Raw genomic sequence first — 23,524 nt, 5'->3', positions numbered from 1 at the left:
ACAGGCAACGCTCTTTCGCGGCGGGCCAGCGTCGCGTGCGGCACGTCGTCGGGGCATGGCACCTTTGGTCGCGCGTCCTGGGTTCGGACGGTCACGCCTCCTCGCGGACCCACCGTGTGTTGCCTGATGCGTTCCACGTACCGGTGAACGGTCGGGCCTCTGCCAGCTCGTGCAGCACGGGCAGCGCCAGGGCGCCTACCGCCGCCACCGCTTCTGGAAGTGACGGAGCCTCGACGGCCAGCCGCGTTCGCCGGACGAACGCCTTCCACTGAGCCAGCTTCGCCACGGACTCGCTGAACTCACTGCGAAGTCCCACGGGAATGCCGGACGGGATCGGCGTCTCGCGCCGCTCGAACGTGGACTGAATCGCGAGGGCGAGATCAGCTCCGTCGATCTCGAAGTGCCGCGAGAGGAACCATACGTCGAAGTAGTCCTTCATGCGGCTGTTGGCGACACCGAGGTCCACCATGGCGTGCAGCTTCTCCGCGATGGCGACCTCGCGGCGATACGCCCGGAGTGTGGGGCGGGGGTGCGCGAGCAGCGTGGGAAGCTCCACGAGTACCGGCGAGGGCAGCGCTGCGTCACCGAAGCCGACATCGACCTGCACCGGGACACGAGCGGACCCGAGGTACACCAGGAACGTCACCCGCACGCCGTCGTAGACCGCATCCGCTCGGATGGGGGCTGCTTGGATCGAGTCGCCGTCGAAGCGCAGGCCGTCGTCTTCGACCGCCGCTTCGCAGATCTCCCGAAACACCATCGCTAGGCGGCCGAGGTCGGGACTCCCGAAGCCGAGCAGGTCGACGTCTCGGGTCGCTCGATGGGGCTTGCCAGACCACACCACGAAGAGCGTCGCCCCCTTCAGCACGAAGCTCGGGCCATGCACCGATGCGGCGAGGCGATGCAGGAGTCGCTCGAGGACGTAGCGCGTCAGGATGGCGTTGAAGTCTTCGTTCTGACTGCGCGCGAGTGCGAGCAGGCGGCCCTTGATGGAGGCCGGAACGTTCTTGGGAGGCTCCCCCTTGCTGCGCTTCATGTGATGGCTTCCACGTATGGCTGCATGACTCGGCGGACCCGACACACCTCGGCCGCATCCATCAGCTCATCGATAGAGCCCGCGCGCCTGCGCCGGTAGTCCCGAAGTGCTTCGATCGCGACATCCACGCCGACCGCGCTGCGGTGCTTGAAGCAGTCGGCCACGGTGCGCGCGGGCGTGGTCAGCCAAACCGCGACTCCGTCGATGTCCCGCACCACCACACCCGCAGTCAGCGCCGCCCCAGACCACCGCACGACGCGCAGCGGCGGCCACTCCAGGCGAGGCGTGCGCGCGCTCCGAGGCAGCGCCAGCCAAACCTCGGAAGGGTTCTGTGTGGTGAGCTCGTGAATCCGCAGCGCGGACAGGAGGCAAATGATGGCGCCATCCACGCGAGCCGCCACTTGCACCACCGCTTCGTGCTCGCCGATCTCGCGCTCCGGGAGCGCATAGAGACCGCGCGCGACACGCACCAGCTCGCCTGACGCTACCCAGCGGCTGAGCTGAGCCCGGGCGAAGCCGCGAGCCTCGAGGTCGCGAGTGCGCAGGATGCCTTTGCCAAATGCAGCGACGAGGTCAGAGGTCATGTTCCGTTACGCAATCATATGAGCGTGAGTGTATGCATTATGGAACATGCGGCCCAGGCGCCGCAAGTCGGCCAGCGGTAGACCGAACCCAACGCCGCGTCGGCGCCACCGATGACCACGTGGCCCCAGGCTCCGTCGTCGTGCGCAAAGACGCCATAGACTTGCGCCAGAGCACCCTGATGACCCCGACCCGCGATGCGGACGAAGGCCGTCGAAGTCTCCTCGGCGAGCACTTCGGCGCGGACTTCGCGTCTGTGCCGTGCAGTCACAGCCCGTGTGCCCGTCGCGCACACCGGGCGACGAAAACCGGTCGAGTGGTCAGAAAAGTCGAACATCTGGCATGGCACGGGTGCTGCAAAACCCGCGACATGACTGCAATCTCCCGTGTCTTCGCCGCGGTGCTCATCGCTCTCGGTCTCGCGTGTGCGCTGCCTGCGAGCGGCGTCAATGCTCAGTCGCTCGTGCACCCTCCAGCGCACCCGGCAGAGCCGGCGTCGTATCGGCTGGCCTCGCTCAGGAGCCTCAACAGCATCACCGAACTGGAAGCTCGCGATGCGGTGCTGACGCGCCGCTTGAGGGGATACGGCCTCGGCATGGTGGGGTCTGTGGCACTCATTGTGGGAGGCTTGTTCCTCGCCGCAGAGTACTCGCCGCTGTTCTGCAGCGATTGCGAACGTGGGTTCCGCCCTGGGGTGGGCGGCTTGGGTATGGCGGTCATGAGCTTGGGCGGTCTGTGGCTCTTCGCCGGTGTCCCGAGCCTCATCACGTCAGGGGCGCGGCGCCAGACTGCGCGACGGCGCATTGGTGCGCTGACCATGACCCCTGTGGCGTCGTTCTCTTCGCAGGGGAACACGGGGGGCGCGACGCTCCAACTCACGTGGTAGGGACGCATGGTGGCGGCCAGTGGGGGACTGGAGGTGATCGGGCCAGACGGTGCCCAGGTCGTGCAGCCGTCTGCCGCCTCGCCGAGGCCACAGGGATTGGCCGACGCTTCGTCCGCTCCCTCCAGTTCGTGCGTGACTTCCACGGCCGAGAAGATTCTCGAAGACGCCCTCTCCCTCTCCGATCACGAGCGCGAGTCCTCGCCAACGCTCTGCTCACGAGTCTCGGTCGCACTCCTGGTGAGATCGAGCAGTCTTGGGCGGACGAGGTGGTTCCACGGCTGGAGCGGGAGGCCAGCGGTTCGCTCAGAAGACCTCAGGCTTCGTGCGCTTCTTGAGCAGGCGCTGGATGGCGAGCAGTCGCTGGAGGTGGACGCCGCCGAACCCGATCGGCAAGACGAGCAGCAGCATCGCGCCACGCGTCACCGTGAAGGTGATGACGAGTCCGAGCAGCGCCAGCCCGAAGCCCCCAATCACATACACCCGCAGCGAGCGCGCTTCGTCAGCGAGCGCGTCCCAGTCCACGCCGCCGGACTGCCCGCAGTTGTCACAGGCCCCGGCGGCTCGCCGGTACGGGTTGTTGCAGAGCTCGCAGTAGATGACGTCGACGTTCACTCTAGCAGGGTAGCGCACTGCGCTTTCTCCCTCACTGGCCTGTGATCATGTGATTCTGCTTGAACACCTGGCGCTTCGGGAGCCAGAAGGGCGTCAGCAACCACCCGGTGTTGCTGTCGTCGTGCCACGCGCCGTCGACGACGTGCTGCGTGGTCCACGCGACGTGGCAGTGCGCTCGAACGAAGCGCCCATCCGCAGCAGCTTGGCCTCGATTCGGTCGAGCGCACTGAGCACATCGACTACCCCGTACTCATCCTTCATCGCCGAGCCTCCGCACAGCCCGAGTGTCGACCACCGCTGCGCTCAGTCAATGGGCGTGCCCTGATGAAAGCGGAGCTGCCACGTGCCGTCGATGCAGGACCAGATCGAGCTCCGCCGCGCCCGCTCGATGACGCCCTCGACCTCTGCCTCGCTGATGTACGTGGCCTGGACCACGCCGGGCGCGAGCACACGCACGCGATACTCGAGGATGCTCGTGTCGGTGGGGGAAGGTGACATGCCGGCCAGCGTGCCATGGGTGCGGACCCAGGGGTGGGCGGCTCGAGCATTCAGGAGCGATGCCCGCACGCTCGGCAGCGAGTCTGGCCAAGAGCGAAGACCACGTCGAGCGACCTGCATTGCGCACACCCGTTGTTGGCTGCACCCGCTGTGCCCGGTATCCCCACGCCACCAACGACTTGTCCACCACTCAGCACGCCGACAATGCACAGCGGCGTATAGATCAGGCCAAACGGAAAGCCCCACCATCCGCAGAAGAGGCTGATGAAAAGGAAAGGCAGCCCGGCGAGCACGCGGCTCTGTCCGGGATGGATGAGCTGCGGGGCCGAGTTGCGCCGAAGCGTCAGGACGCAGATGGAGATGCAGTAGGGGTACTGCACCCATTGTGCTTCGTTGGATGACGTGTCGCTCATGCTCGCCGCCACGGTTCAGGGCGCGAGTGATGCACAACGCGCGAGCCCCAGGATCCGTGAACGCCCTCTCGAGTCATCGAGAGGTTCGAATATGCTGTGCACTGATGCGTGTCAATGGAGGTGTTGAGCACGGCGCATGAACCCCACACCTTGGGCTACAGTCGCTGTGGTGAGGAGTCGCTCATATCTCCTGGCCTTCATCGTCGTCGCGGCCCTCACGGTGTCAACCATGGGGGCGATGCGCTGGTGGAGCGCACGCTCTCTGGCTCAGCTCACGCCCGCCGGTGACGTGCGCTGGGACGGGTACCGAATCGAGCACGTGCGCGAGGGCTCGATGTTGTCGGCGTACGGGGCCCTACACTGTGTGAGGGTGTTCCACGGCCATTCGCTTGTCTTGGATGATGAGTACCCTGTGTACGACCCGATGATCGCCGGAGGCCCCGTTGGGTTCTTCGGTGGCCTCAACGCGGACGACGACGACGAGCTAGAGCTCGTGCTGTGCGCCGAAGGCTCCGTTGCGAGCTACCTCGAGCCGGACCGAGCGACGGGCGGCGTCGCGAGTCGACCGGGTCGCCACGCTTCGGCCCAGGTCCGCGAGCTGTGCACGGCGGTCGGGCGCTCGGGGTCCTTTCCAGGATCGGGCTGCTTCTTCTGCTGTGCTTTCCCGGCCGCCGTGCCTGTGCTCATCGGGCTCCTGACCGCCGCGTTCCGCGAGCGGCGTGAGGAGAAACAGCGGGGCCGAACCCCGTTCTGAACTGGCGTCGGTCAGCGACATCGAATCGCGAGTGATTGATCCAATGATGAAGCTCCACTTTCGCCTGCTCCCCAGGATCCCGCTTGAAGCCGTGGACGGCCTCTTCGCCGAGCAGCTCGGCGGGAGGCTCGCCGCGTGGCGTGCCGACCCCGCGATGGGAGAGCTCATCGCTCGCTGCGAGGTTGTCGACGAGGGGGGCGTGCCTCGCTTTGACGTGGTGCTGCACCGTCTCGAAGACGGCCCCGTCTACCTAGCAGGGACGGGGCGGTTCGTGGCGTGCTTTTCCCAGGGGTCCGCTACGGAGTGCGACGACGACGACCTCGTTGACGCGTTGGACGAGGGACTGCGCGGGCTGCGTCGCACGCGATGACCGACTAGCGCTCTTCGTCGCGCTGCTCGACCGGCTTCGAGCCATACGCCACGCCGGTGTGGGGGCGTTCACCCCATGGCGCATGAAGTGTCGCCGGTGTGGCCGCCTGGCGCCGTGCGCCACGGTTGGTGTACCTCTCTGGAAACACGGATGAACCCCCTGAAGCGCATCACCAGCAGGCTATGGGCCGCGCTGTCGACGGCGAACGCCACCCCAAAGGAGGACACTGGGTGTTGCCCTGGTTGCGGGTCTGCGCTGTCGCCGCCGAAGCAACCGGTCGGGATGATCTTCACGGACTCGCCCGACGTGGACGCGTTTCATGACGCCGCACGCCGTGGGGACGTGGACACGTTGGGGCGTTGGAGGGATTGGGAAGGAGACCCAGATCTGTGGACAGCGTTCGTGCAGCATTGCCCGACGTGCTGTGGACGGTACTTGTCTGTGTGGTCCGACCCGCCGGGAATGTTCCGCCTCCGGTTTCTGACCTATCTAGTGCCGATGCCGGACGCCACAGACGGGTGACGTCCGGGCCACGCACCACCGTGCCAGGCGTGAGCGCGCCTACACGAGCCCGTGCGGGTCCCCCCTGCGCCCCGGAACACCGCCGTCCACCCCGTGAGCGCATCCCCCAGCTCGCGCACGCGCTCCGCTGTGGCCGCGAACTCTCCGGCCAGGCCCGTCACGCGCGCCTCCACATCGTCGGCCAGCCCGTCAATGCCGGGGGCGGGCAGCACGAAGGCGCAAACGATCATGCCGCGCGTGTCCTGGTCAAAGCGGTCCCTAAAAGGTGCTCACGAAGATGACGCGGTCGTCGCCGGACGCCCGAGCTGAGCGGGACCGCCCGCTGGACACTGTCAGCGGCCGAGTGGCAGTGCGCTTGTCGACGCTCCGGCAACGCGGATGCGCAGAGTTGTGCTGCCCAGTGCGCGGTTCACGGCGTGCTTGGTGCGCCCAGAGCACCCTCACCAGCCCTCGATACCGCGCGCGATGCATGGGCGGAATCTAGATGGCCGCGCGCGTGTCCGCCACCGCCGCCATCGAGATGCCGGCCCGAGCCGGGTCTCTCAATACGGCTCCGGATCGCGAAGCCATGCGGCGACGTCTCGCTCGGCGTGCAGTACGCGCCAGACGTCGACGTGGTCTCCTCGCTCCACGTAGAACGCGAGGTACGGAAAGCGCGAAACAGGCCACACCCGGAGGCCGGGCAGTCCCAGCTCGCTCTCGTATCGCGACGACCCGGTAGCAGGGTGACGGGCGATGTGGTCGTAGGCTCTCTCGAGCTCGTCGATGAACCCCAGCGCCGCGTCCGCCGCGCCCTCTGCCAAGTACCAGTCGATCGCCTGTTCGACATCGTCGATCGCGAGCTGGCGTGGAACGACGGGCTTGCGCTTCATCGGCGCTTGGCCGACTTCGCCGCCTTGCTCACCCTTGTACGCAGCGCGGCGAAGTACTCGGGGGTTGCCGGAGCTGCGGCCTCGCTGGTCACGCCCGCCACCAGCAGCGCGCGGAGCTGAGTTCGCTGCTGGTCCTTCCGGATCAGCTCTCGCACGTACTCGCTGCTGCTGGCGTACTCCCCCCGCTGAACCTGATCGTCGACGAACTCCTTGAGCGTCGGCGGTAGCGAGATGTTCATCGTGCTCATCCCATCACGATACCGGTATGGCAAAGATTGGCAAACGACCACCGTAGCGGCATCGGTAGAGCGTCACCGACTCACGCCCCCGCATGTCGGTGGCGAAGATCTCAGCAGGCTCAGCTCACGCTGGTCGATGCCCAGCACGTGGAACGCCGACACGCGGGCGAGCTCGGCTTCGAAGCGCGGGAAGTCCGGTGACTGGAGCAGCTGGGCGAGGGCCGCGCGGGGGGTGGGACTGGGCGCCACGCCCCCGACTTGCATGCGCTTGACCTGTGCCAAAATATGGCACACGCTGTTTCGACCATGCAAGCCCTCGATATCCTCGTGCTCGCGCAGCTCGCCGCCGATGGCAGCAAGCCGTCCGCGCGCACGCTCGGCGAGCAGCTGGAGCTTCCCCCCAGCACCCTACAGCGCAGCCTGGGCCGTCTCCGACAAGCGGGCCTCATCGACGGGGATGGTGTCGACGGGTCCCTCGCTCTCGAGTTCTTCCAGCACGTGCCGAAGTTCCTGATGCCCGCCCGACCCGACCGCGCGCGAGTGGTGCGCGGCCTCCGTACCGGGTCGTATGTGGCTCCACTCGTCGACGAGTTCTCGCCCGATCGCACGCCGGTCGTGTGGGAACTCAAGGGCGGTCCCGATGAGGGCTACCCCGTGACTCCGGTGGTCAGCGAGGTGCCCCGTCTGGCCAAACAGCGCCCAGACCTCCGCCGCGTCCTGGCGGCGGTCGACGCGTTGCGCATGGAGCCCGCCCGTGAGCGCCGCGTGGCCACGGACTTCCTCTCTCGTCAGCTCAACGCCATTGGGGCCTTCGGGTGACGCGAGACCCCAACCGAGAGCGGCTGATCCGCGTTGCCGAACGTCTCGGGGAGTTGCTCCCCAAGGTCGCGTTCGTCGGCGGCAGCGTCACCGGTCTCCTGGTCCCCAACATCGACATCCGCCCGACGGACGACGTTGACCTGATCGCGCCCGGCGAGTCTCCGACCGACTACGAGTTGGACGTCGCACGACCGCTCCGCGAACTGGGCTGGCGCGAGGATGCGTCCGACCGCGCGCCCCGGTGTCGTTGGGTTCACCCCGATGCCGGGCTCGCAGATGTGATGACGCCCGTCGACGCTGGCTTCGGCTTCAGCAACCGCTGGTACCCCCGCGCGCTGGCCACCGCGACGTCGTTCGAGCTGAAGCCTGGGCTCCTGATTCGTGTGCTTACGGTGCCCTATTTCTTGGCGACCAAGACCGAGGCGTTCCTCGGTCGTGGTGGAGGTGACTTCGAAGCGAGCCATGACATCGAAGACATCGTCACGGTAGTGGCCGCCACCGACGACGTCGTGGAGCAGGTCGCACGGGCTGACGCGGACCTCAGGGCGTTCCTTTCAGGAACCCTTGCTATGTGGGCTCAGACGAACGGCGAGCTGCCCATGCCGATCGCATCGGGAGTCGGCCCGCCCGGGCCACTCGTGCGCCACACCCTTGGACACCTACCACAAGCCAATGGCCGCCGGGAACTCGCTACGGTGGTGTTGCACCGCTTCCGCAGCATGGCGTTGAAGCAGAAATAGCGCCTAACCCGGGAGTCAGAGGGGTCTCGGCCTTGCGTGTCCACACTTCTTCCGTAGGTTCGGGGAGGCATGCCAAACGCAATCTCTTCTCTCGGGTCCGACATGTGTGTTGACGAGGTCGCACTCAAGGAGGTCCTTGCGCCCCTCGACCCCGCGTCTGGGCACATTATCGAGCAAGTGCGCGACCTATCTGCCATCCGTCGCGACCTGGATGTAGTCGGAAGTCTCCTCCTGAGACTTGAGAAGGAGGACTTCGACGTTGAAGTGGAAGAGGCGATCTGGTGGAGTGCGCTGCTCAGATACGGCCGCTGCTTCAACGAGTCCAAGACGCGCGCATCAGGCCTCGACTCCGCGAAGTTCATTGCTTCGCTTCATTTTGACCAAGCCGTCGTTCACTCAGGGATGTTGAATCTACGGAACCACCATCTAGCTCACGCGGGATCGCCGGCCGTAACAATGGAGCGTTCGAAGTTCGTGTTGGTGGTCAAGGAAGACCACTTTCAGCCCGGTGCGAAGCACAACCGTGCTGGAGGATGGAAACGGGAGGTCTATTCGGACTTCCGTGAGGTGGCGACTGCCGCCAACGCGTTCGCGCTCGTCCAATGTGAGAAACGATTCGCTCGTCTAGAACCCCTCTTGATGCGCGCTGACGTGCAGTCGGCTTTGTTTGAGCGGGCTAGGTGGCTGTCGGAAGTGGAGGCCGAACTCGGGCTTGCGTGAGTGTCGGCGCCCCAGCTGCAGCCGCCGCCCGGATCAGGTCACTCTCGAAGTCGCGCTTCGACAGTGCTGCGCAAACGCTCCTGACAGCCCCTGACACCCGCCCCTGCTACGCTGCCTCCGTCATGTCCGACTTCAGCCTCGTCTCCACCATGCAGCCGCGCGGCGATCAGCCCCGCGCCATCGCCGAGCTGGTCGCAGGTCTCCAAGCGGGCGAAGCCCACCAGGTGCTCCTCGGCATCACCGGCAGCGGCAAGACCTTCACGGTGGCCAACGTCATCCAGCAGGTGAACCGGCCGGCGCTGGTGATGGCGCCCAACAAGACGCTGGCGGCGCAGCTGTACAGCGAGCTGCGCGAGCTCTTCCCGGACAACGCGGTGGAGTACTTCGTCAGCTACTACGACTACTACCAGCCCGAGGCCTACATCCCGTCGTCCGACACGTACATCGAGAAGGACGCCATCGTGAACGACCGCATCGACCGGATGCGGCACTCGGCCACGCGCGCGCTCTTGTCGCGGCGGGACGTCATCATCGTGGCGAGCGTGTCGTGCATCTACGGCATCGGCTCGGCCGAGTGGTACCGCGGCATGCTGGTGGAGCTGAACGTGGGCGAGGAGCTGCGCCGCGACGAGCTGCTGCGCCGGCTGGTGGACATCCAGTACGCGCGCAACGACATCGACTTCCACCGCGGCACCTTCCGCGTGCGCGGCGACGTGGTGGAGGTGTTCCCGGTGCACGCCGAGGACGTGGCCCTGCGCATCGAGTACTGGGGCGACGAGATCGAGCGCATCTGCGAGGTGGACCCGCTGCGCGGCAAGGTGCTGCGCGAGCTGAAGACCGCCGCCATCTTCCCGGGCAGCCACTACGTCACGCCCGAGGAGCAGCGCAAGAAGGCCATCAACTCCATCCGCGAGGAGCTGCGCGAGACGCTCCCGCGCCTCGAGGCCGAGGGCAAGCTGCTGGAGCGCCAGCGCTTGGAACAGCGCACCATGTACGACCTCGAGCTGCTGGAGCAGATGGGCTTCTGCCACGGCATCGAGAACTACAGCCGGCACCTGAGCAACCGCGAGGCGGGCCAGGCGCCGCCCACGCTGCTCGACTACTTCCCGAGCGACTACCTGGTGGTGCTCGACGAGAGCCACGTCACGGTCCCGCAGATCGGGTCCATGTACAAAGGCGATCGCGCCCGCAAAGAGACGCTGGTGGCGCACGGCTTCCGCCTGCCCAGCGCGCTCGACAACCGGCCGCTGCGCTTCGAGGAGTGGGAAGAGCGCGTGACGCAGGTGCTGCACGTGAGCGCCACGCCGGGTGAATGGGAGCTCGAGCAGTCGCAGGGCGTGTTCGTGGAGCAGCTCATCCGGCCCACGGGGCTCATCGACCCCGAAGTGATCGTGCGGCCCGTGGGCAACCAGATCGACGACCTCTTGGCCGAGATCCGCGTGCGCGTGGAGCGCGACGAGCGCGTGCTGGTCACCACGCTCACCAAGCGCATGGCCGAGGACCTCACCGAGTACTACTCGGAGCTGGGCGTGCGCGTGCGCTACCTGCACTCGGACATCGACACGCTCGAGCGCGTGGAGATCCTGCGCGACCTGCGGCGCGGCGAGTTCGACGTGCTGGTGGGCATCAACCTCCTGCGCGAAGGCCTCGACCTGCCCGAGGTGAGCCTCGTGGCCATCCTGGACGCGGACAAGCAGGGCTTCCTGCGCAGCAAGCGCTCGCTCATCCAGACCATCGGGCGCGCGGCCCGCAACCTGCGCGGCCAGGCCATCTTGTACGGCGACCGCGTCACCGACAGCATGCAGTACGCCATCGACGAGACCGCGCGCCGGCGCGAGCTGCAGACCGCCTACAACGTGGAACACGGCATCACGCCGGAGTCCACGCGCCGCGCCTTCTACGAGATGGACGCGTCCAGCGGCCAGGGCGACTACGTGGTCATCCCGGTGCTGCGCGCCAGCGAAGCCGACGACGACGCGCAGAGCATGGAGGACCGCATCGAGGAGCTGCGCAGCGAGATGCTGCTGGCCGCGGAGAGCCTCGAGTTCGAGCGGGCCGCCGCGTTGCGCGACAAGCTGAAGGCGCTCGAGCAGAGCCAGCGCAAGCAGGACAAGCGCGACCAGCGGGATGCCGCGAACCCCGAGAAGGCCGCGGAGAAGGCCGGGCGGGGCGGGCGCGCGGGGATGAAGCAGCGGCCTCGGCGGTGAGCGTTGCGGCGGGGTCAGGGGCCCGAGATCAGCGCACTCCGATAGTCCGCCCCGCTCGACAAGAGGGCGGGGTCGGCAGCGCCGACGACGAGGCGCAGGACCACTCGACTCGGTCCGAGGTTCCCGATCGTTTGCGCAATGACATAGAGATCGCCGTTGGCCGCGAGCCGGTACTCACTCACACGGTCGTAGCCCGCGAGGAACGGGTACGAGCCCTCTGGGGACACGAACGCGTCGTCCGTGTCGATCAGGAGACGTCCAGGCTCGAGGCTTCGCTCGACACCACGAGAAACCCTTCGGGCGTGGCGCGAACCGCGACCACGTTTTCTAGAGCGGCAATCTGCGTGGAGATCGTGGTGGTCTGGCCACCAGCACGCAGCTTGAGGGCGTTGTCCTGCCCGTACAGCGTGGTCCCGTTGTGGCCCGGCGCCCACCACGACGTTGCACCCACCGCGAGGTACTCGCCGCCGCCGCTCCGGAACACCTTGCCGTAGCAAGACGAGTCTCCAGGGACACACACGAAGCATTCGTACAGAATGGCACCGGTGTCGGGCTCCACGCTGACGACCTCGATCGAATTGCACTGAGGAGTGCTCACCGCGGTATCGTTCGCGTCCGGATCAGCGGGGTAGACGGGCTGTCCCTCGTCACTCGACCAGGCGTCCTCCACGAAGACGTTCACCCCGATGAGATCTCCGAAGACGATGCGTCCGTCGGAGGGGCGAATCACGCCCTGAATCGAGGTCACGCCCTCGAACCCAGGGATGGATTGGGTGGCGCTGTCGAAGTCCTCGATGACCGGGACGGACGTGGTCTGGTAGGGGACCCACCGGAAGATGTAGACCCGGTCCGGATCGAATGCTCCGGGTCCCGGACCAACGGTGCCTTCGTCCGCGGTGGCGCTGTCGGCGAGGACGTTCATGTCGGCGACGCTCGTGTCGCGAACGGTCGCGTCGCGAGGCGTCCCACTGTCCACAACGGTGCCAATATCCTGACCGTTGCCCCCCAGGTCGATGTACGGGGATGCTGGTGGTTCCGTACAGCCTGCGCCCAGGGCACAGATCACCAGCCCGCTCCGGAACAGTCCCCTCGCCATGCCATTCATGTCGATGAGACTACCCCAACCCTTACTCGATGGGTACTCGGCGCGGCGTGCTGTCGCGGACACCTTCGCGCGCGGAACCTAGTCATCCCGTCGGTGGGGCCGCCAGCACTCGCCTGACAACACTGCCCTCAGCGTCGCACCGCGCTCCCCACCAGCCCCGACCGCACCACCCACGGCAAGCCCAGCTCGCGGTGCTCGAGGCCAGCCACGTCGAAGCCGTGGCGCTCGAGCGTGCCGTCCAGCGACTTGTGCGGATCACAGCCGGCGAGGGCCAGCTTCCACGCGGGGCTCACCAGCCGCTGCACCTGCCCTCGCGCCCGCTCGGGGGCCGTGTCCGTGCCGGCGGCCACGTGCTCGGCCAGCACCAGCGAGCCACCGGGCCGCAGCAGCTGGTGGGCCTGGGCCAGCGCCTCGTCCACGTGCTTGATGGAGCAGAGCACGAAGAGGATCACCACCGTGTCGAACGAGCCCGCGTCGAGCCCCAGCGGGCGCGTGGCCGACGCCGTGAGCAGCGAGGCCGGGACGCTGCGCTCCGCGGCGAAGCGCTCGAGCCGCGCGCGACCGATGGCCGCCAGCTGGATGGCGGGCTCCACGGCCACCAGCTCGGTGACCCCGGGACCGTAGTGCGGCAGCGACGCGCCGGTGCCGAAGCCAAGCTCCAGCACGCGGCCCTGCACGGGGGCCAGCACCTCGTGACGCACCGGGTCCACCCCGCGCATGCCGTACTCCAGCACGCGCGACAGCACCTCACGCTCCCAGACATCACTCACGGCGCTCATGGCGTCCTGTATAGCTCCTCAGTGACTGAGCGCCCGCGCGCTGCGGCCCTTCAGCTGCTTGCGCAGCATGCCCGCGTCCCCGAACAGCTTTTCGCGCCAAGCGTTCTCGAGCGCCCGCGTGTCGTGCTCGTCGGGGTGGAAGTCACGCAGCGCAAACGCGCCCACGTGCGCGAGGACCGGCCGGAAGAAGCCCCCTGGGCCCAGCAGGCGTGCGAGCCCGCGGCGGTGCTCACGCAGCTCCCAGCGCGCGGGGTCCTGCGCCACCAGCTTGGCCCAGCTGTAGAGGATGCCGGGCAGCAGCGCGACCACCGTGAGCGGGATGGCCAACTGGCGCTCGCGGTGCGTGCCGCCCACGCGCTCGAGCACGTCGTAGGCCACGGACTTGTGCTCCAGCTCTTCGAGCGCGTGCCACTGCCAGAGCTTCAGCATCTCCGGGTCCGAGCTCGTGCGAAAGCCCTCGTCGGTGAGCCAGGCCTCGGCCAAGAGCGCGGTGAAGTGCTCCATGAACGTGGTGCACGCCAGCTGCTGCCGCGGCGAGAGGCGCTCTAGCAGCCCGAGGCTGGCGCGGATGGTGCGCTCCGACGTGGCGACGCTCTTGCCACGTGACCCGAAGAACTCGTTCAGGTCTTCGTGGGCTCTGCCGTGCAGCGCCTCCTGCACCAAGAAGCCGGCCACGCGCGCCGCGAGCACCGGGTCGTCCTTCACGCGCGGGTCGTCGCGGAAGCGCCGCACGGACTCCATGAAGAAGCGCTCGCCGGGCGGGAAGATGGCCGAGAACACCACCAGCAAGCTGCTGGCGAGCACGTTGCCGTCGTAGAACGCGTGCGTGGCGGTGCTGTCCGCGACGGGGAAGGCGATGTGGCGCGCGGGGATGCCCACGGCGGCGCCGTCGAGCCGAGTCATGGAAGCGGTGGTCATGACCTCAAGGTAATCCGAGCAAAAGTTCGGATTCAACTCGGGTTCCAGGCCGCAACCCGCGGCGCGCCCTCTCCGGTCACCGCTCTGCTTCGCGGGCCAGCAGCTCGCGCTTGCGCTCGATGCCCCAGCGGTAGCCCGCCAGGTTGCTGTCGGCGCGCACCACGCGGTGGCACGGGATGGCCACGGCCACCGGGTTGCTGGCGCACGCCCGCGCCACGGCCCGGGCCCCCTTGGGCGCACCCAGCTCCACCGCCAGCTGCGTGTACGTGCGCGTCTCGCCGGCGGGGATCTTCGTGAGCGCCGTCCACACGCGCTGCTGGAACGCCGTGCCCCGCACGTCGAGCGGCAGGCGCACGTCCACACGGGGCTGCTCGATCAGGCCCACCACCTGTGCCACCAGCGCCTCGAAGGCCGGGTCCGCGCCCACCAGCGTTGCGCGCGCGAAGCGCTGCTCCAGGTCGCGCACCAACGGCTCGGGCTCGTCGCCCAGGTCCACCGCACACACCCCGCGCTCCGTTCTGGCCACCAAGATGGCGCCCAGCGAGCACTGCCCCACCGCGAAGCGGATGGCCACGTCGGGCCCCTGCTTCCGATAGGCGCTCGGCGTCATGCCCAGCAGCTGCGTGGAGCGCTCGTAGAAGCGGCCACTCGAGCCGTACCCGGCGCCGTAGATGGCCTCGGTCACGCTCGCCTGCGAGGCCAACAGGTCGCGGACGCGACGCTCACGACAGGCGGCGGCGTAGGCATGCGGGCTGAGCCCGAGGGCCTGCGTGAACATGCGCTGCGTGTGACTGGGGCTGAGGCCCACCGCGGCGGACAGCTCCGCCAGCGAGGGCGGGGCGTCCTCGGCTGCTTCGATCAAGCGGCACAAGCGCGCCACGCGTGCGGGAGTTCGCGCTGCGGCGACCGGCTGGCTGAGAACGGCAGTGTCCGTGGCTTCGTGGGTCATGAGCAGCAGCGTGGCGCGCCGGTGAAGGTGACCGCACTCCGCTTCTTGCTGTCTAGCTTTGCCCACCCCCGTTTGCTATCCCGCCCGTGTGGAACTCTCCCCCGCGTCACGGCGCTGGCTCGCGCTCGGCCCCGTGCTCGCCCTGGGGCTCACGCTACTGGCCACCAGCCTGCCCGCCTGCGCCGAGCCCGTGCGCTTCGAGCGGGACTCGGGCGTGCCCCCGCGCGAAGGGCCCGCCCTGCCGCCTCGGCCCAGCACGCGCACCTGCCTCGCGGGCGTGGACCTCACGCTCGGCTCGCTCGCACCCATGCCCACGCAGTTGAGCGCCACGCAGTGCTTCACCGACGTGGCCGAGGGCACACCGGCGGCGGACCTGATCCCCTTCGGCGTGAACTCCCCCCTGTGGACCGACGGGGCCGCCAAGGCGCGCTACCTGGTGCTTCCGCCCTTCGAGGTGGTCACACGCCTGCCCGACGGCACGCTCGACTTCCCGGTGGGCACCGTGCTGGTGAAGGAGTTCGCCATGTTGCTGGACGACCGCCGCGCCAGCAGCTTCCGGCGGCTCGAGACGCGCTTCGTGGTGCGCGGACAGACCGACTGGGGCTTCTTCACCTACCGCTACGACGAAGACGGCGCGGACGCGCAGCTGCTGGCCACCGGCGCCGACGAAGAGCTGCGCGTGCGCCGCGACGCCGTGGTGGAGACCTTTCCGTACCACTTCCCTAGCCGCGCCGAGTGCGCCACCTGCCACAGCGCAGCCACCGAGCGCTCGCTCGGCTTCCGCATCGACCAGCTGAACGGGCTCTTCAACTACACCGGGGTCATCGAGAACCAGCTGGTGGCGCTGAACAGCGTGGGTGTGTTCGCGGGCCTGGACGTGCCCGTGGGCGAGGAGCTGGACCCGGCCGCCTACCCGGCCATGGTGGACCCCACCAACGAGGGCGAGCAGCCCGAGGACCGCGCGCGCGCGTACCTGCACGCCAACTGCAGTCACTGCCACCGCCCGCTGGGCCAGTCTTCGCCCGCGCTCACGCTGGACATGCGCATCGAGCGCACGCTGGCGGAGACCCACCTGTGCGACGAGGCACAGTTCTTCGCGCCCGCCGGCACCCGGCGCATCGCCCCAGGCGACCCGGACAACAGCTTCGTGGTGCAGCGCATGGAGTCCACCGACCCGCTGCGCCGCATGCCCCCGCTCGGCCGCACGCTGCCGGACTACGCGGGTGGGGTGCGCGCCGTGCGGCTGTGGGCGGCCACCCTCGAAGAGTGTCCCTGAGCCCCCGCTTGCCCACATTTACGGACATTTTGTGAGGGAAGGATCCCCCCGGGGACGGGCGTACACCCACCCATGGCCGTCGGTGACGATGCGGTGCACGCCGAGAATGACTTCTACCTCCTGACGCTACAGCGCCTTGGGCGCGCCCTGCCCGGGGCGCGGGTCACCTTCCTGCTGGACTACCTGGAGCGCCACCCGCTGGGCGCCCACAACCGCAACGTGGCCGAGCGTCTGGAGCGCGCGCTCGAGGGCCTGCCGGACACCCCACTGCGAGCGGGCCTCACGGGACGCTACCGCGCCCTGCGGGACCCCCTGTTGCCCCCGCTCTCCCAGGGCGAGCAGGCCTGATGCAGCGGATCGCCAGGTGGGCAGCACGCTGCTAGCGTAGGCCATGCGCAAGAGCTCCCCCCGCTCCCCCCGTGTCTTGCTCGGCTCGCTGTCGCTCCTGTTGTCCGTGCTGGCTGCCCCCGCGTGCAGCGGTGGCGATGCTGCCACCACCGAGCCCACGCCCCCCGTGGCGCCCGCCCTCGACCCCACGCCACCCGCTGGGCTGAGCATCGAGATCTGGTTCGCGGGTGGCCGTGAGGCGCTCACCGGTGTGCGCGATCAGGTCCGCGCCGAGGCGCTGCGCACCATGCTGCCCGCCACCATGGGCGAGCTCTACGAGCGCTTTTCGCCCATCCCCGAGAACCTGCGCGCTCGTGTGCGTGACGACGCCCCGCTGGTGGCGGTGCGCGTGGAGGATGCCCAAGTGGTGGCGGCATTGGCGACCCTCGACGGGGGCACCAGCCCGTTCGGCGCCACCATCCCCATGGTGTCCGGCGGGCCCGCGGGCAGCCGGTTCGTCGGCCGCGCGCCGGTCCCGGGCGAGCCGTTCGTGGTGCTGTACGAGGACGTGCTGCTGATGGCGCGTGACCCCGCGCAGCTGGAGGCGGCGCTGGGCTACCTGGTGTCGCGCGTGCGTAGCGCCGAGCTTGGGGCGCCCGGGCTGCACATCCGCAGCGCCGAGGGGGTCATTGCGCGGCGCGCGCGCACGGAGATGGATGCCGCGCTGGACGAGTACGTGGCCGCCGCCCTCGCCCAGGTGCGCGCCGAGCGTGCCGCCCGCGAGACCCCGCCCACCCTGGGCGACCCGGAGGCTTTCATCCAGACCGTGTCCACCGCGCTGCGCGGCCTGACGGCCTACATGCCCGACGTGGTGTCCGCCACGGTGTGGGTGGGTCCCACGGCGCACGGCCTGGGGGTCACCTTCGAGACCGAGCTGACGCCGGGCTCGCCCGCCGCCCGCACGCTCGCGGCGCTCCCCGAGGTGCCCACGGCCGCGCTCGGCCGGCTGCCGCAGGGCACCAGCATCGGTGGCGTCCTCTCGCCAGCGCCTCAGGACCAGGGCCTGCTCTCGGCGCTGGCCGAGGTGGGCGGTGGCCGCGTGCGCCCGGAAGACCAGGCCGCGCTGGCCGCACTTTCGGCGTCGCAGCGCGAGCGCTCGGGCGGCGTGCTGATGTTCAGCCTGGGCGCCACCGAGGACGGCGGCTTCGCGCTGCTGGCCACGCCCACGGGCCCCGGCGCCGACCCGGCCGCGCTCAACGGGGCGCTGGCCACGCCCTACGTGCGCGCGCTGTTGGGCGACCTCTTGGGCTGCCCCAACGCCGAGCCGCGCCGCAACCTGGCGCTGGCCGCGCGCGTGCCGGTCTGCACCCGCGCCACGCCCCCCGTGCCCGCGCTGCACCACCAGGCCGATGACACCCACTCGGTGCTGGCGCTCACCCAGACGGCCAATGACGCCACGGTGCACCCGCTGCCGGCGGTGCTCTTCACCGACCTGGCTGCCCCCGCGGACGCCAGCTCCCCGCGCGCTCTCGGCTCGCAGCCGGACGTGGCGCGCGCGCTCGACAGCGCCTCGCCGCGCGTGCTCTCGGCGTGGGTGGTGATGCCTGGCCACCTGGGCCGCGCCGTGGGCCTGCTGGCCTTCCCGGCCGTGCGGGCGCTCGGCAACGCACTCACGCAGGACACCCCGCCCGCGCCCATCCTGGTGTTCGTGGAGCGCGAGGAGAGCGGCGTGCGCGTGCGCTTCTCGCTGACCCCGGGCGCGTTCGACCAGGCGGCCCAGGCGGCCCTGTTCACGTCCCAGCTGTTCTGATGCGCGCCGCGGACCTGCTCGGGCCCACGGGTCCGCTCGCGCGCGTCATCCCGGGCTACGAGCACCGTGAGGGGCAGATGCGCATGGCCGAGGCCGTGCAGCGCTCCCTCGAGGACCGCCGCATGCTGCTGGTGGAGGCCGGCACCGGCACGGGCAAGACGCTGGCCTATCTGCTGCCCGCCATCTTGAGCGGCCAGAAGGTGGTCATCTCCACCGGGACGCGCACGTTGCAGGACCAGATCCTGGACCACGACCTGCCGCTCTTGCGGAAGCACCTGGGTGTGCCCGTGCGGGCCAGCGCCATGAAGGGCCTCGCCAACTACGTGTGCCGGCGGCGCTTCGCCGAGTTCGTGGCCAGCCCGCGCGCGGTGGAGCCCCGCTTCCGCGCCGCGCTGCCCGTGCTGCAGGAGTTCCAGGAGCAGAGCGTCACCGGCGACCGCGCGGCGCTCACGGCGCTGGCCGAGGACCACCCCATCTGGCCGCACATCGTGAGCGGCTCCGACACGCGCGTGGGCAAGGGCTGCCGCTACTTCGACAGCTGCTTCATCACGCAGATGCGCGAGCGCGCGCGCGAGGCGCAGATCGTGGTCGTGAACCACCACCTGTTCTTCTCGGACCTGGCGGTGCGCGGGCCGCACAGCGGCGGGCTCTTGCCCGACTACGACGCGGTGATCTTCGACGAGGCGCACCAGATCGAAGACGTGGCCACGCTGTTCTTCGGGCACGAGGTGAGCACCGCGGGGGTGGAGCGCCTGGCCGACGAGCTCGCCCGCGCCATCGCTGACGAGGGCAAGGCCGCGCGCGAGATGAGCGACGCGCTGGTGGTGGCCGCCGGGCGCTTCTTCGGGGCGCTGCCCGACCCGGGCGTGGGGCGCGCGCACCTGTCGCGAGGGATGTTCGCCGGGCACGTGGAGGACGCCCTGTTCGCGCTCGACGATGCGCTCGGCCGCGTGGAGGAGCACCTCAGCCAGCGCGCGCACGAGAGCGACCGCCTGGCCCAGCTGGCGCGGCGGGCGGCGGAGCAGCGCCACCAGCTCATCCAGATCGCCGAGACCCCCGACGCCGGCCAGCGCGTGGCCTACAGCGAGGCGCGCGGGCGCGGGCGCGTGATCGGCTCGCGGCCCGTGGACGTGAGCGATCTCTTGCGCAGCGAGGTCTGGCAGCGCGTGGGTTCGGTGGTGCTCACCAGCGCCACACTCTCCACCGGGGGCGACTTCAAGTTCATCCGGCAGCGGCTGGGCATCGACTTCGACATCCTGGAAGAGCGCGTGTCGTCGCCCTTCGACTACGCCCAGCAGGCGGCGCTCTACCTGCCGAGCGACATGCCCGACCCGCGCGCCCCGGCGTATCTCGAGCGGGCCGTGGACGAGATCACGCAGCTGGTGTCCATGACCGGCGGCGGGGCCTTCGTGCTGTGCACCTCGGTGCGCGCCATGCGGCTCTTGGCCGAGCGCTGCGCGCGCGTGATCACGCAGCCGGTGTTCGTGCAGGGCGAGGCCCCCAAGGGCACGCTGCTCGAGCGCTTCCGCGAGGCGCACCACGCGGTGCTGTTCGCCACGCTCAGCTTCTGGGAGGGCGTGGACGTGCCGGGTGACGCGCTGCGCCTCGTGATCCTCGACAAGCTGCCCTTCTCGGTGCCGAGCGACCCGCTCATCGCCGCACGCTGCCGGGCCCTCGAGGAGCAGGGCGAGAGCCCCTTCATGCGCTACCTGGTGCCGGCCGCGGCGCTCACGCTGCAGCAGGGCTTCGGGCGCTTGATCCGCACGCAGCGCGACCGCGGCGTGGTGGCCGTGCTGGACGGCCGCGTGGTGCAGAAGGGCTACGGCAAGGTGTTCCTGGCGAGCCTCCCCCCCGCGCGGAGGTGCACCACGCGCGAGGAGCTGCAGGCCTGGTGGGGCGGCGAGCCCGTGCCGCCGGTCTCCCCGCCGGAAGAATGACCGCTACGCTGGCGTTGAACGGCAGAATGCGAATCGCCCCACGAACACGTCTCGGCCGACGGCTCGGCGCCAGCGCGCTGGTCGCGGCTTGCGTCGTGTGCGTGGTTGGAGGCGTGGTCTACGTGGGGCGCGCCCAAGAGCTCGGGGGCAGCATCCCCGCGCACACACCCATCGACCGGCTGCGCGTCTCCAAGTCCGAGGGCGTCTTGCAAGCGTTCTCGGGCACCGCGCTGGTCACCACGTTCCGCGCAGCGATGGGGCGCGGCGGCCTCGGGCCCAAGCGCATGGAGGGCGACGGGCGCACGCCCGAGGGCAGCTACCTCATCGACAGCCGGCACCGCAGCCGGCAGTTCCACCGCTTCCTGCACGTGTCGTATCCCAACACCCAGGACCGCGCGCGCTACCGCGAGGGGCGCCGTGACGGAACCATCCCGCGCGGCGTGGGCATCGGCGGCGACATCGGCGTGCACGGGACACCCGCGTGGGCAGCGTTGATCCCGTTCAGCCGCGAGGTGGGCTGGACCGAGGGCTGCATCGCGGTGTCGTCCCCCGAGGCCGAGCAGCTCTACCGCGGGGTGGTCTCCGACGCGGCCATCGAGATCGTGCCGTAGCAGCCCACGCTCCTCACCGCGCCACGAACGCGGCGGACAGGCCAGCGCGCGCTCGCGCGTGGGCGGGCGTGAGCGCGGCGGACAGCACCGGCCCCGCGGCTCGCACGAGGTAGTGCCGCTCTTCGGCGGCGGTGCCCTCGAGGTGGCCCTCTTCATCGATGGCGACCAGCATCCTCGTTCCGCCGCGGGAGGTGAACGCATCGAGGCGCAGCGAGGCGCCGTCCGCCAGCCGGACGACGCGGGCCGCCCCAACGTCCGTGAACGCCATGTGCTCGGGGCCGACGAGCGTGAAGTCGTTCGCGAGGGTGCAGGTGCCCAACGAGCGCAGCGGGCCAACGGACGAGCGGAGCACGAGCGCGCCGTCCGTGCACTCCACCACCGAGAGCTCCACGGCACCCGCGCCCTGCGGCTCGGCCGGCTGGGCTCCGGGCGCCGCCGTCGAGCCCCCGCGCGGTGGGAGCACGAGACGGATGGCTGCAGCGCTCACCCGAGCGAGCAGTGCGCCGGTCTCGGCGTCGAACAGGGACACTTCGTCGAGGGTCTCGCGGATCAGCCAGTGCTCGCCCGCGGCGTAGAGCGCTTCGGTCTCGCCGGGCGCTTCCACTCGGCGGGGGCGACCGCGTGACGGCAAGGCCGTGATGACCAGCACGCCCGCCTCGGTGTGGGCGTGGAAGCGCCCATCGCCCGAGAACGCCATGGCCGAGCCCTCGCCCGGCACCGGCGCTCGAAACCCCGTCCGAAGGCCATCGACCGCGAGGATCTCGAGCTTCCCGGTCTCATCGAAGTGCCGCAGCCAGGTGCCCGTGCGGTCGATCTCGAAACTGTCCTGGATGGTGCGCGCGCCGACCTGACGTTGGCCCACGACCGCTCCGCTGGTGGTGTCGAAGATCCGCAGGCGGCGGTCCCGCAGCATCGCGACACGGGCGCCATTGGGCGCGATGGCGAGTGGCAGCGGACAGCCCTGGCCGCGGCAAGGCACGGTCTCATCGGTGTCGAGCGCTAGCGTGGCGCGCTCGGTCCCCGCATGGTCGCGGACCACCAGCGTGTCGTTCCGGCGCAGCACGAACGTCCGTCCGTCACCCGACTCGAGCACCACGCGTTCGTCGGGCAACGGGAGCAGCTTGCTCCCGTCGGCTTCCAGCACGTTTCCGTCGTTGGTGATGAAGCGACCGCGATCCGACATGAAGAGCGGCTCGCCGTTGAGGATATGGCGCGCCACCGGCGCTAGCCCCTCGGCGCTAAAGCGGAACAATCCACCTGCGAGGACGAAGGCAAAGGGGCGCTGCTCATCGCCGAACACCAGCGAGTGTCGCGGTGTCGGCCGCGCGACGGGCGTTACGGACACCGGCGCCTCCGCAGGGAGCTCCGCGTAGCGGACGTCGCCACCGCTCACGAATGCGGCGCGGGTCCCCGTGGGATCGATGACGACGACAGCGCGATCGCCGCCGGGCTCCCAGAGCTGGCGAGGCGTGCCGCTCGAGAGATCGTACGCCTGCACCTCGCCCGCGACGCTCCCCACCAGCAGCCAGCGCCCGCCTGCTGCGACCGCCACGGAAGATGCGGGGAGGTTCGTGGCCACCGTCCGGACGACGGCGCCGCGCACGGCATCGTGGATCACCACCTGGCCGTCGCCGCGCTTCCAGGTCGCGATGAACGAGCCGTCGCTCGACCACGCGAGGCGGTCTGGGCGTCCTGCATTCGCGGCCGGCGTCGTGCCGTGGGGCGCGAGGCTGCGCGTGTCCAGGAACGCGGCGACGCCGTTGGACAGGAGCACCGCGAGCGCACCTCCCACGGGTCGAAACGCGCAGTCCTCCACGGTCGTTGCGTCAGGGGCGGCGTAGCGACCCGCCAACGCTCCATCCTCGGCCGCGTGAAGCGTGACCCCACGCCGGTCGCACAGCGCGAAGTGGCGGCCACTCGGTGCCCACTGGAGATCGGGCGAGGTTTCTTGCTCGAGCGGCAGCGAGGTCACCAGCGCGCCTTCGGGGAACGAGGCCAGCAGCACGCTTCCGTGACGATCGCCGGCGCCGCGGGCCACCATGCGATCGCCGCGCGGAGAAACCACGGCGGAGCTGGTACCGACTCGAGCGCCACGCACCCGTGGCACCCAGGCCTCTCCGCTGTGGAGCGCGCCAGCAAACCCCGGCGCGGTGAGGAGCGCGCCGGAGACCCTCAGCGGCGGGCTGCCAGCCCCCGACCAGTAGGCGCGAGTCTCCCCGGTGAGATCCAGCAGCGAGACGTCCCCATCGTCATCGAGCACGGCGACACCATCGCGGCCGGTGAACACGAGGTCCACCACCACCGTCGGCCTGCGCTGCGCCACCAGCGCCTCGGCCGATGGCGAACGGTCGGCCAGGGTCTCTCCCTGGGCAGGCGGGTCGTCCTCGGTGAAGTAGGCGCCGCTCGCGGCCGGGGTCGGCACCTCGGGCGCTGACGGGGCGGTGGCGGGGGTGGCGGACCCGGAGCACCCGAGTTGGAGCCCTAGCAGTGCGAGCAGCCTGAGGTTCATCCGGGCATCATAGCGGGAGTTGGTCCGGGTTCG

General features: G+C 69.6%; 25 protein-coding genes. 12 read left to right on the top strand and 13 right to left on the bottom strand.

Features of this window, described 5'->3' with window-relative positions; translation table 11 throughout:
* Positions 1-91 precede the first annotated feature (91 nt).
* Positions 92-1,036: a nucleotidyl transferase AbiEii/AbiGii toxin family protein gene (locus IPI43_12475; GenBank protein MBK7774928.1), complete on the bottom strand. Its 945-nt coding sequence runs from the start codon at positions 1,034-1,036 to the stop codon at positions 92-94.
* Entirely contained in the window at positions 1,033-1,620 is a 588-nt protein-coding gene (locus IPI43_12470) for a type IV toxin-antitoxin system AbiEi family antitoxin domain-containing protein (protein MBK7774927.1), read from the bottom strand. The genes IPI43_12475 and IPI43_12470 overlap by 4 nt, the downstream gene beginning before the upstream one ends.
* Positions 1,621-1,760: 140 nt before the next feature.
* Between IPI43_12470 and IPI43_12465 the strand changes: the two genes are divergently transcribed.
* Positions 1,761-2,504: a hypothetical protein gene (locus tag IPI43_12465; GenBank protein MBK7774926.1), complete on the top strand. Its 744-nt coding sequence runs from the start codon at positions 1,761-1,763 to the stop codon at positions 2,502-2,504.
* 303 nt (positions 2,505-2,807) lie between these two features.
* Here IPI43_12465 and IPI43_12460 read toward each other — a convergent pair whose 3' ends face one another.
* From IPI43_12460 to IPI43_12450, 3 genes are all read right to left on the bottom strand, one after another.
* Positions 2,808-3,116 (bottom strand): hypothetical protein, encoded by a 309-nt coding sequence (locus IPI43_12460; protein ID MBK7774925.1) that lies wholly within the window; start codon positions 3,114-3,116, stop codon positions 2,808-2,810.
* A gap of 303 nt (positions 3,117-3,419) precedes the next feature.
* Positions 3,420-3,614 (bottom strand): hypothetical protein, encoded by a 195-nt coding sequence (locus IPI43_12455; GenBank protein ID MBK7774924.1) that lies wholly within the window; start codon positions 3,612-3,614, stop codon positions 3,420-3,422.
* Between the two features lie 50 nt (positions 3,615-3,664).
* Positions 3,665-4,027, bottom strand: coding sequence for a hypothetical protein (locus IPI43_12450; protein MBK7774923.1), 363 nt, complete (start codon positions 4,025-4,027; stop codon positions 3,665-3,667).
* 136 nt (positions 4,028-4,163) lie between these two features.
* Between IPI43_12450 and IPI43_12445 the strand changes: the two genes are divergently transcribed.
* Positions 4,164-4,781, top strand: coding sequence for a hypothetical protein (locus IPI43_12445; protein ID MBK7774922.1), 618 nt, complete (start codon positions 4,164-4,166; stop codon positions 4,779-4,781).
* 43 nt (positions 4,782-4,824) lie between these two features.
* Positions 4,825-5,151 carry a hypothetical protein gene (locus IPI43_12440; GenBank protein MBK7774921.1) on the top strand — a complete coding sequence of 109 codons (327 nt, stop codon included), beginning with the start codon at positions 4,825-4,827 and terminating at the stop codon, positions 5,149-5,151.
* A gap of 1,064 nt (positions 5,152-6,215) precedes the next feature.
* Here the strand turns inward: IPI43_12440 and IPI43_12435 are convergent.
* The 3 genes from IPI43_12435 to IPI43_12425 all read right to left on the bottom strand — a co-directional run bounded on the left by IPI43_12435 (position 6,216) and on the right by IPI43_12425 (position 7,033).
* A complete protein-coding gene (locus tag IPI43_12435; GenBank protein MBK7774920.1) occupies positions 6,216-6,545 on the bottom strand; it encodes a type II toxin-antitoxin system RelE/ParE family toxin in 330 nt (109 codons plus the stop codon).
* Positions 6,542-6,793 (bottom strand): type II toxin-antitoxin system ParD family antitoxin, encoded by a 252-nt coding sequence (locus IPI43_12430; GenBank protein MBK7774919.1) that lies wholly within the window; start codon positions 6,791-6,793, stop codon positions 6,542-6,544. Before IPI43_12430 ends, IPI43_12435 begins: the two co-directional genes overlap by 4 nt.
* A gap of 63 nt (positions 6,794-6,856) precedes the next feature.
* Positions 6,857-7,033 carry a hypothetical protein gene (locus IPI43_12425; GenBank protein ID MBK7774918.1) on the bottom strand — a complete coding sequence of 59 codons (177 nt, stop codon included), beginning with the start codon at positions 7,031-7,033 and terminating at the stop codon, positions 6,857-6,859.
* Positions 7,034-7,090: 57 nt separating this feature from the next.
* Here IPI43_12425 and IPI43_12420 point away from each other — a divergent pair, with 57 nt between their 5' ends.
* The 4 genes from IPI43_12420 (at position 7,091) to uvrB (ending at position 11,270) form a co-directional block, all read left to right on the top strand.
* Positions 7,091-7,603: a hypothetical protein gene (locus IPI43_12420; protein ID MBK7774917.1), complete on the top strand. Its 513-nt coding sequence runs from the start codon at positions 7,091-7,093 to the stop codon at positions 7,601-7,603.
* The gene (locus tag IPI43_12415) at positions 7,600-8,343 is read left to right on the top strand and encodes a hypothetical protein (GenBank protein MBK7774916.1); all 744 of its coding nucleotides are present in this window, start codon (positions 7,600-7,602) and stop codon (positions 8,341-8,343) included. The genes IPI43_12420 and IPI43_12415 overlap by 4 nt, the downstream gene beginning before the upstream one ends.
* Before the next feature lie 69 nt (positions 8,344-8,412).
* Positions 8,413-9,063 (top strand): hypothetical protein, encoded by a 651-nt coding sequence (locus IPI43_12410; protein MBK7774915.1) that lies wholly within the window; start codon positions 8,413-8,415, stop codon positions 9,061-9,063.
* A 122-nt stretch (positions 9,064-9,185) separates the two neighbouring features.
* Entirely contained in the window at positions 9,186-11,270 is a 2,085-nt protein-coding gene (gene uvrB, locus IPI43_12405; GenBank protein MBK7774914.1) for an excinuclease ABC subunit UvrB, read from the top strand.
* A gap of 247 nt (positions 11,271-11,517) precedes the next feature.
* On the opposite strand, the gene IPI43_12400 is transcribed toward uvrB, so the two are convergent.
* From IPI43_12400 to IPI43_12385, 4 genes are all read right to left on the bottom strand, one after another.
* Positions 11,518-12,375, bottom strand: a complete 858-nt coding sequence (locus tag IPI43_12400) for a hypothetical protein (GenBank protein ID MBK7774913.1) — start codon at positions 12,373-12,375, stop codon at positions 11,518-11,520.
* A 128-nt stretch (positions 12,376-12,503) separates the two neighbouring features.
* Positions 12,504-13,154, bottom strand: coding sequence for a class I SAM-dependent methyltransferase (locus IPI43_12395; GenBank protein MBK7774912.1), 651 nt, complete (start codon positions 13,152-13,154; stop codon positions 12,504-12,506).
* Between the two features lie 18 nt (positions 13,155-13,172).
* On the bottom strand, positions 13,173-14,072 hold the full coding sequence (locus IPI43_12390) for a metal-dependent hydrolase (GenBank protein MBK7774911.1): 900 nt from the start codon (positions 14,070-14,072) through the stop codon (positions 13,173-13,175).
* Positions 14,073-14,148: 76 nt separating this feature from the next.
* A complete protein-coding gene (locus IPI43_12385; GenBank protein ID MBK7774910.1) occupies positions 14,149-15,021 on the bottom strand; it encodes a methylated-DNA--[protein]-cysteine S-methyltransferase in 873 nt (290 codons plus the stop codon).
* An 88-nt stretch (positions 15,022-15,109) separates the two neighbouring features.
* Here IPI43_12385 and IPI43_12380 point away from each other — a divergent pair, with 88 nt between their 5' ends.
* The 5 genes from IPI43_12380 (at position 15,110) to IPI43_12360 (ending at position 20,982) form a co-directional block, all read left to right on the top strand.
* Complete coding sequence (locus tag IPI43_12380; GenBank protein MBK7774909.1) at positions 15,110-16,297, top strand: hypothetical protein; 1,188 nt, start codon at positions 15,110-15,112, stop codon at positions 16,295-16,297.
* A 72-nt stretch (positions 16,298-16,369) separates the two neighbouring features.
* A complete protein-coding gene (locus IPI43_12375) occupies positions 16,370-16,645 on the top strand; it encodes a hypothetical protein (protein MBK7774908.1) in 276 nt (91 codons plus the stop codon).
* Between the two features lie 43 nt (positions 16,646-16,688).
* A complete protein-coding gene (locus IPI43_12370) occupies positions 16,689-18,434 on the top strand; it encodes a hypothetical protein (GenBank protein ID MBK7774907.1) in 1,746 nt (581 codons plus the stop codon).
* On the top strand, positions 18,434-20,371 hold the full coding sequence (locus IPI43_12365; protein MBK7774906.1) for an ATP-dependent DNA helicase: 1,938 nt from the start codon (positions 18,434-18,436) through the stop codon (positions 20,369-20,371). Before IPI43_12370 ends, IPI43_12365 begins: the two co-directional genes overlap by 1 nt.
* Positions 20,372-20,466: 95 nt before the next feature.
* Positions 20,467-20,982 (top strand): L,D-transpeptidase family protein, encoded by a 516-nt coding sequence (locus IPI43_12360; GenBank protein ID MBK7774905.1) that lies wholly within the window; start codon positions 20,467-20,469, stop codon positions 20,980-20,982.
* Positions 20,983-20,995: 13 nt separating this feature from the next.
* On the opposite strand, the gene IPI43_12355 is transcribed toward IPI43_12360, so the two are convergent.
* A complete protein-coding gene (locus IPI43_12355) occupies positions 20,996-23,491 on the bottom strand; it encodes a WD40 repeat domain-containing protein (GenBank protein MBK7774904.1) in 2,496 nt (831 codons plus the stop codon).
* Positions 23,492-23,524 lie beyond the last annotated feature (33 nt).

It is taken from the genome of Sandaracinaceae bacterium, from assembly GCA_016706685.1.
Classification (GTDB): Bacteria; Myxococcota_A; Polyangia; order Polyangiales; family Houyiibacteriaceae; genus JADJJE01.
The sequence above is the reverse complement of the archived record's forward strand: the minus strand, read 5'-3'. Positions and strand labels throughout refer to the sequence as shown.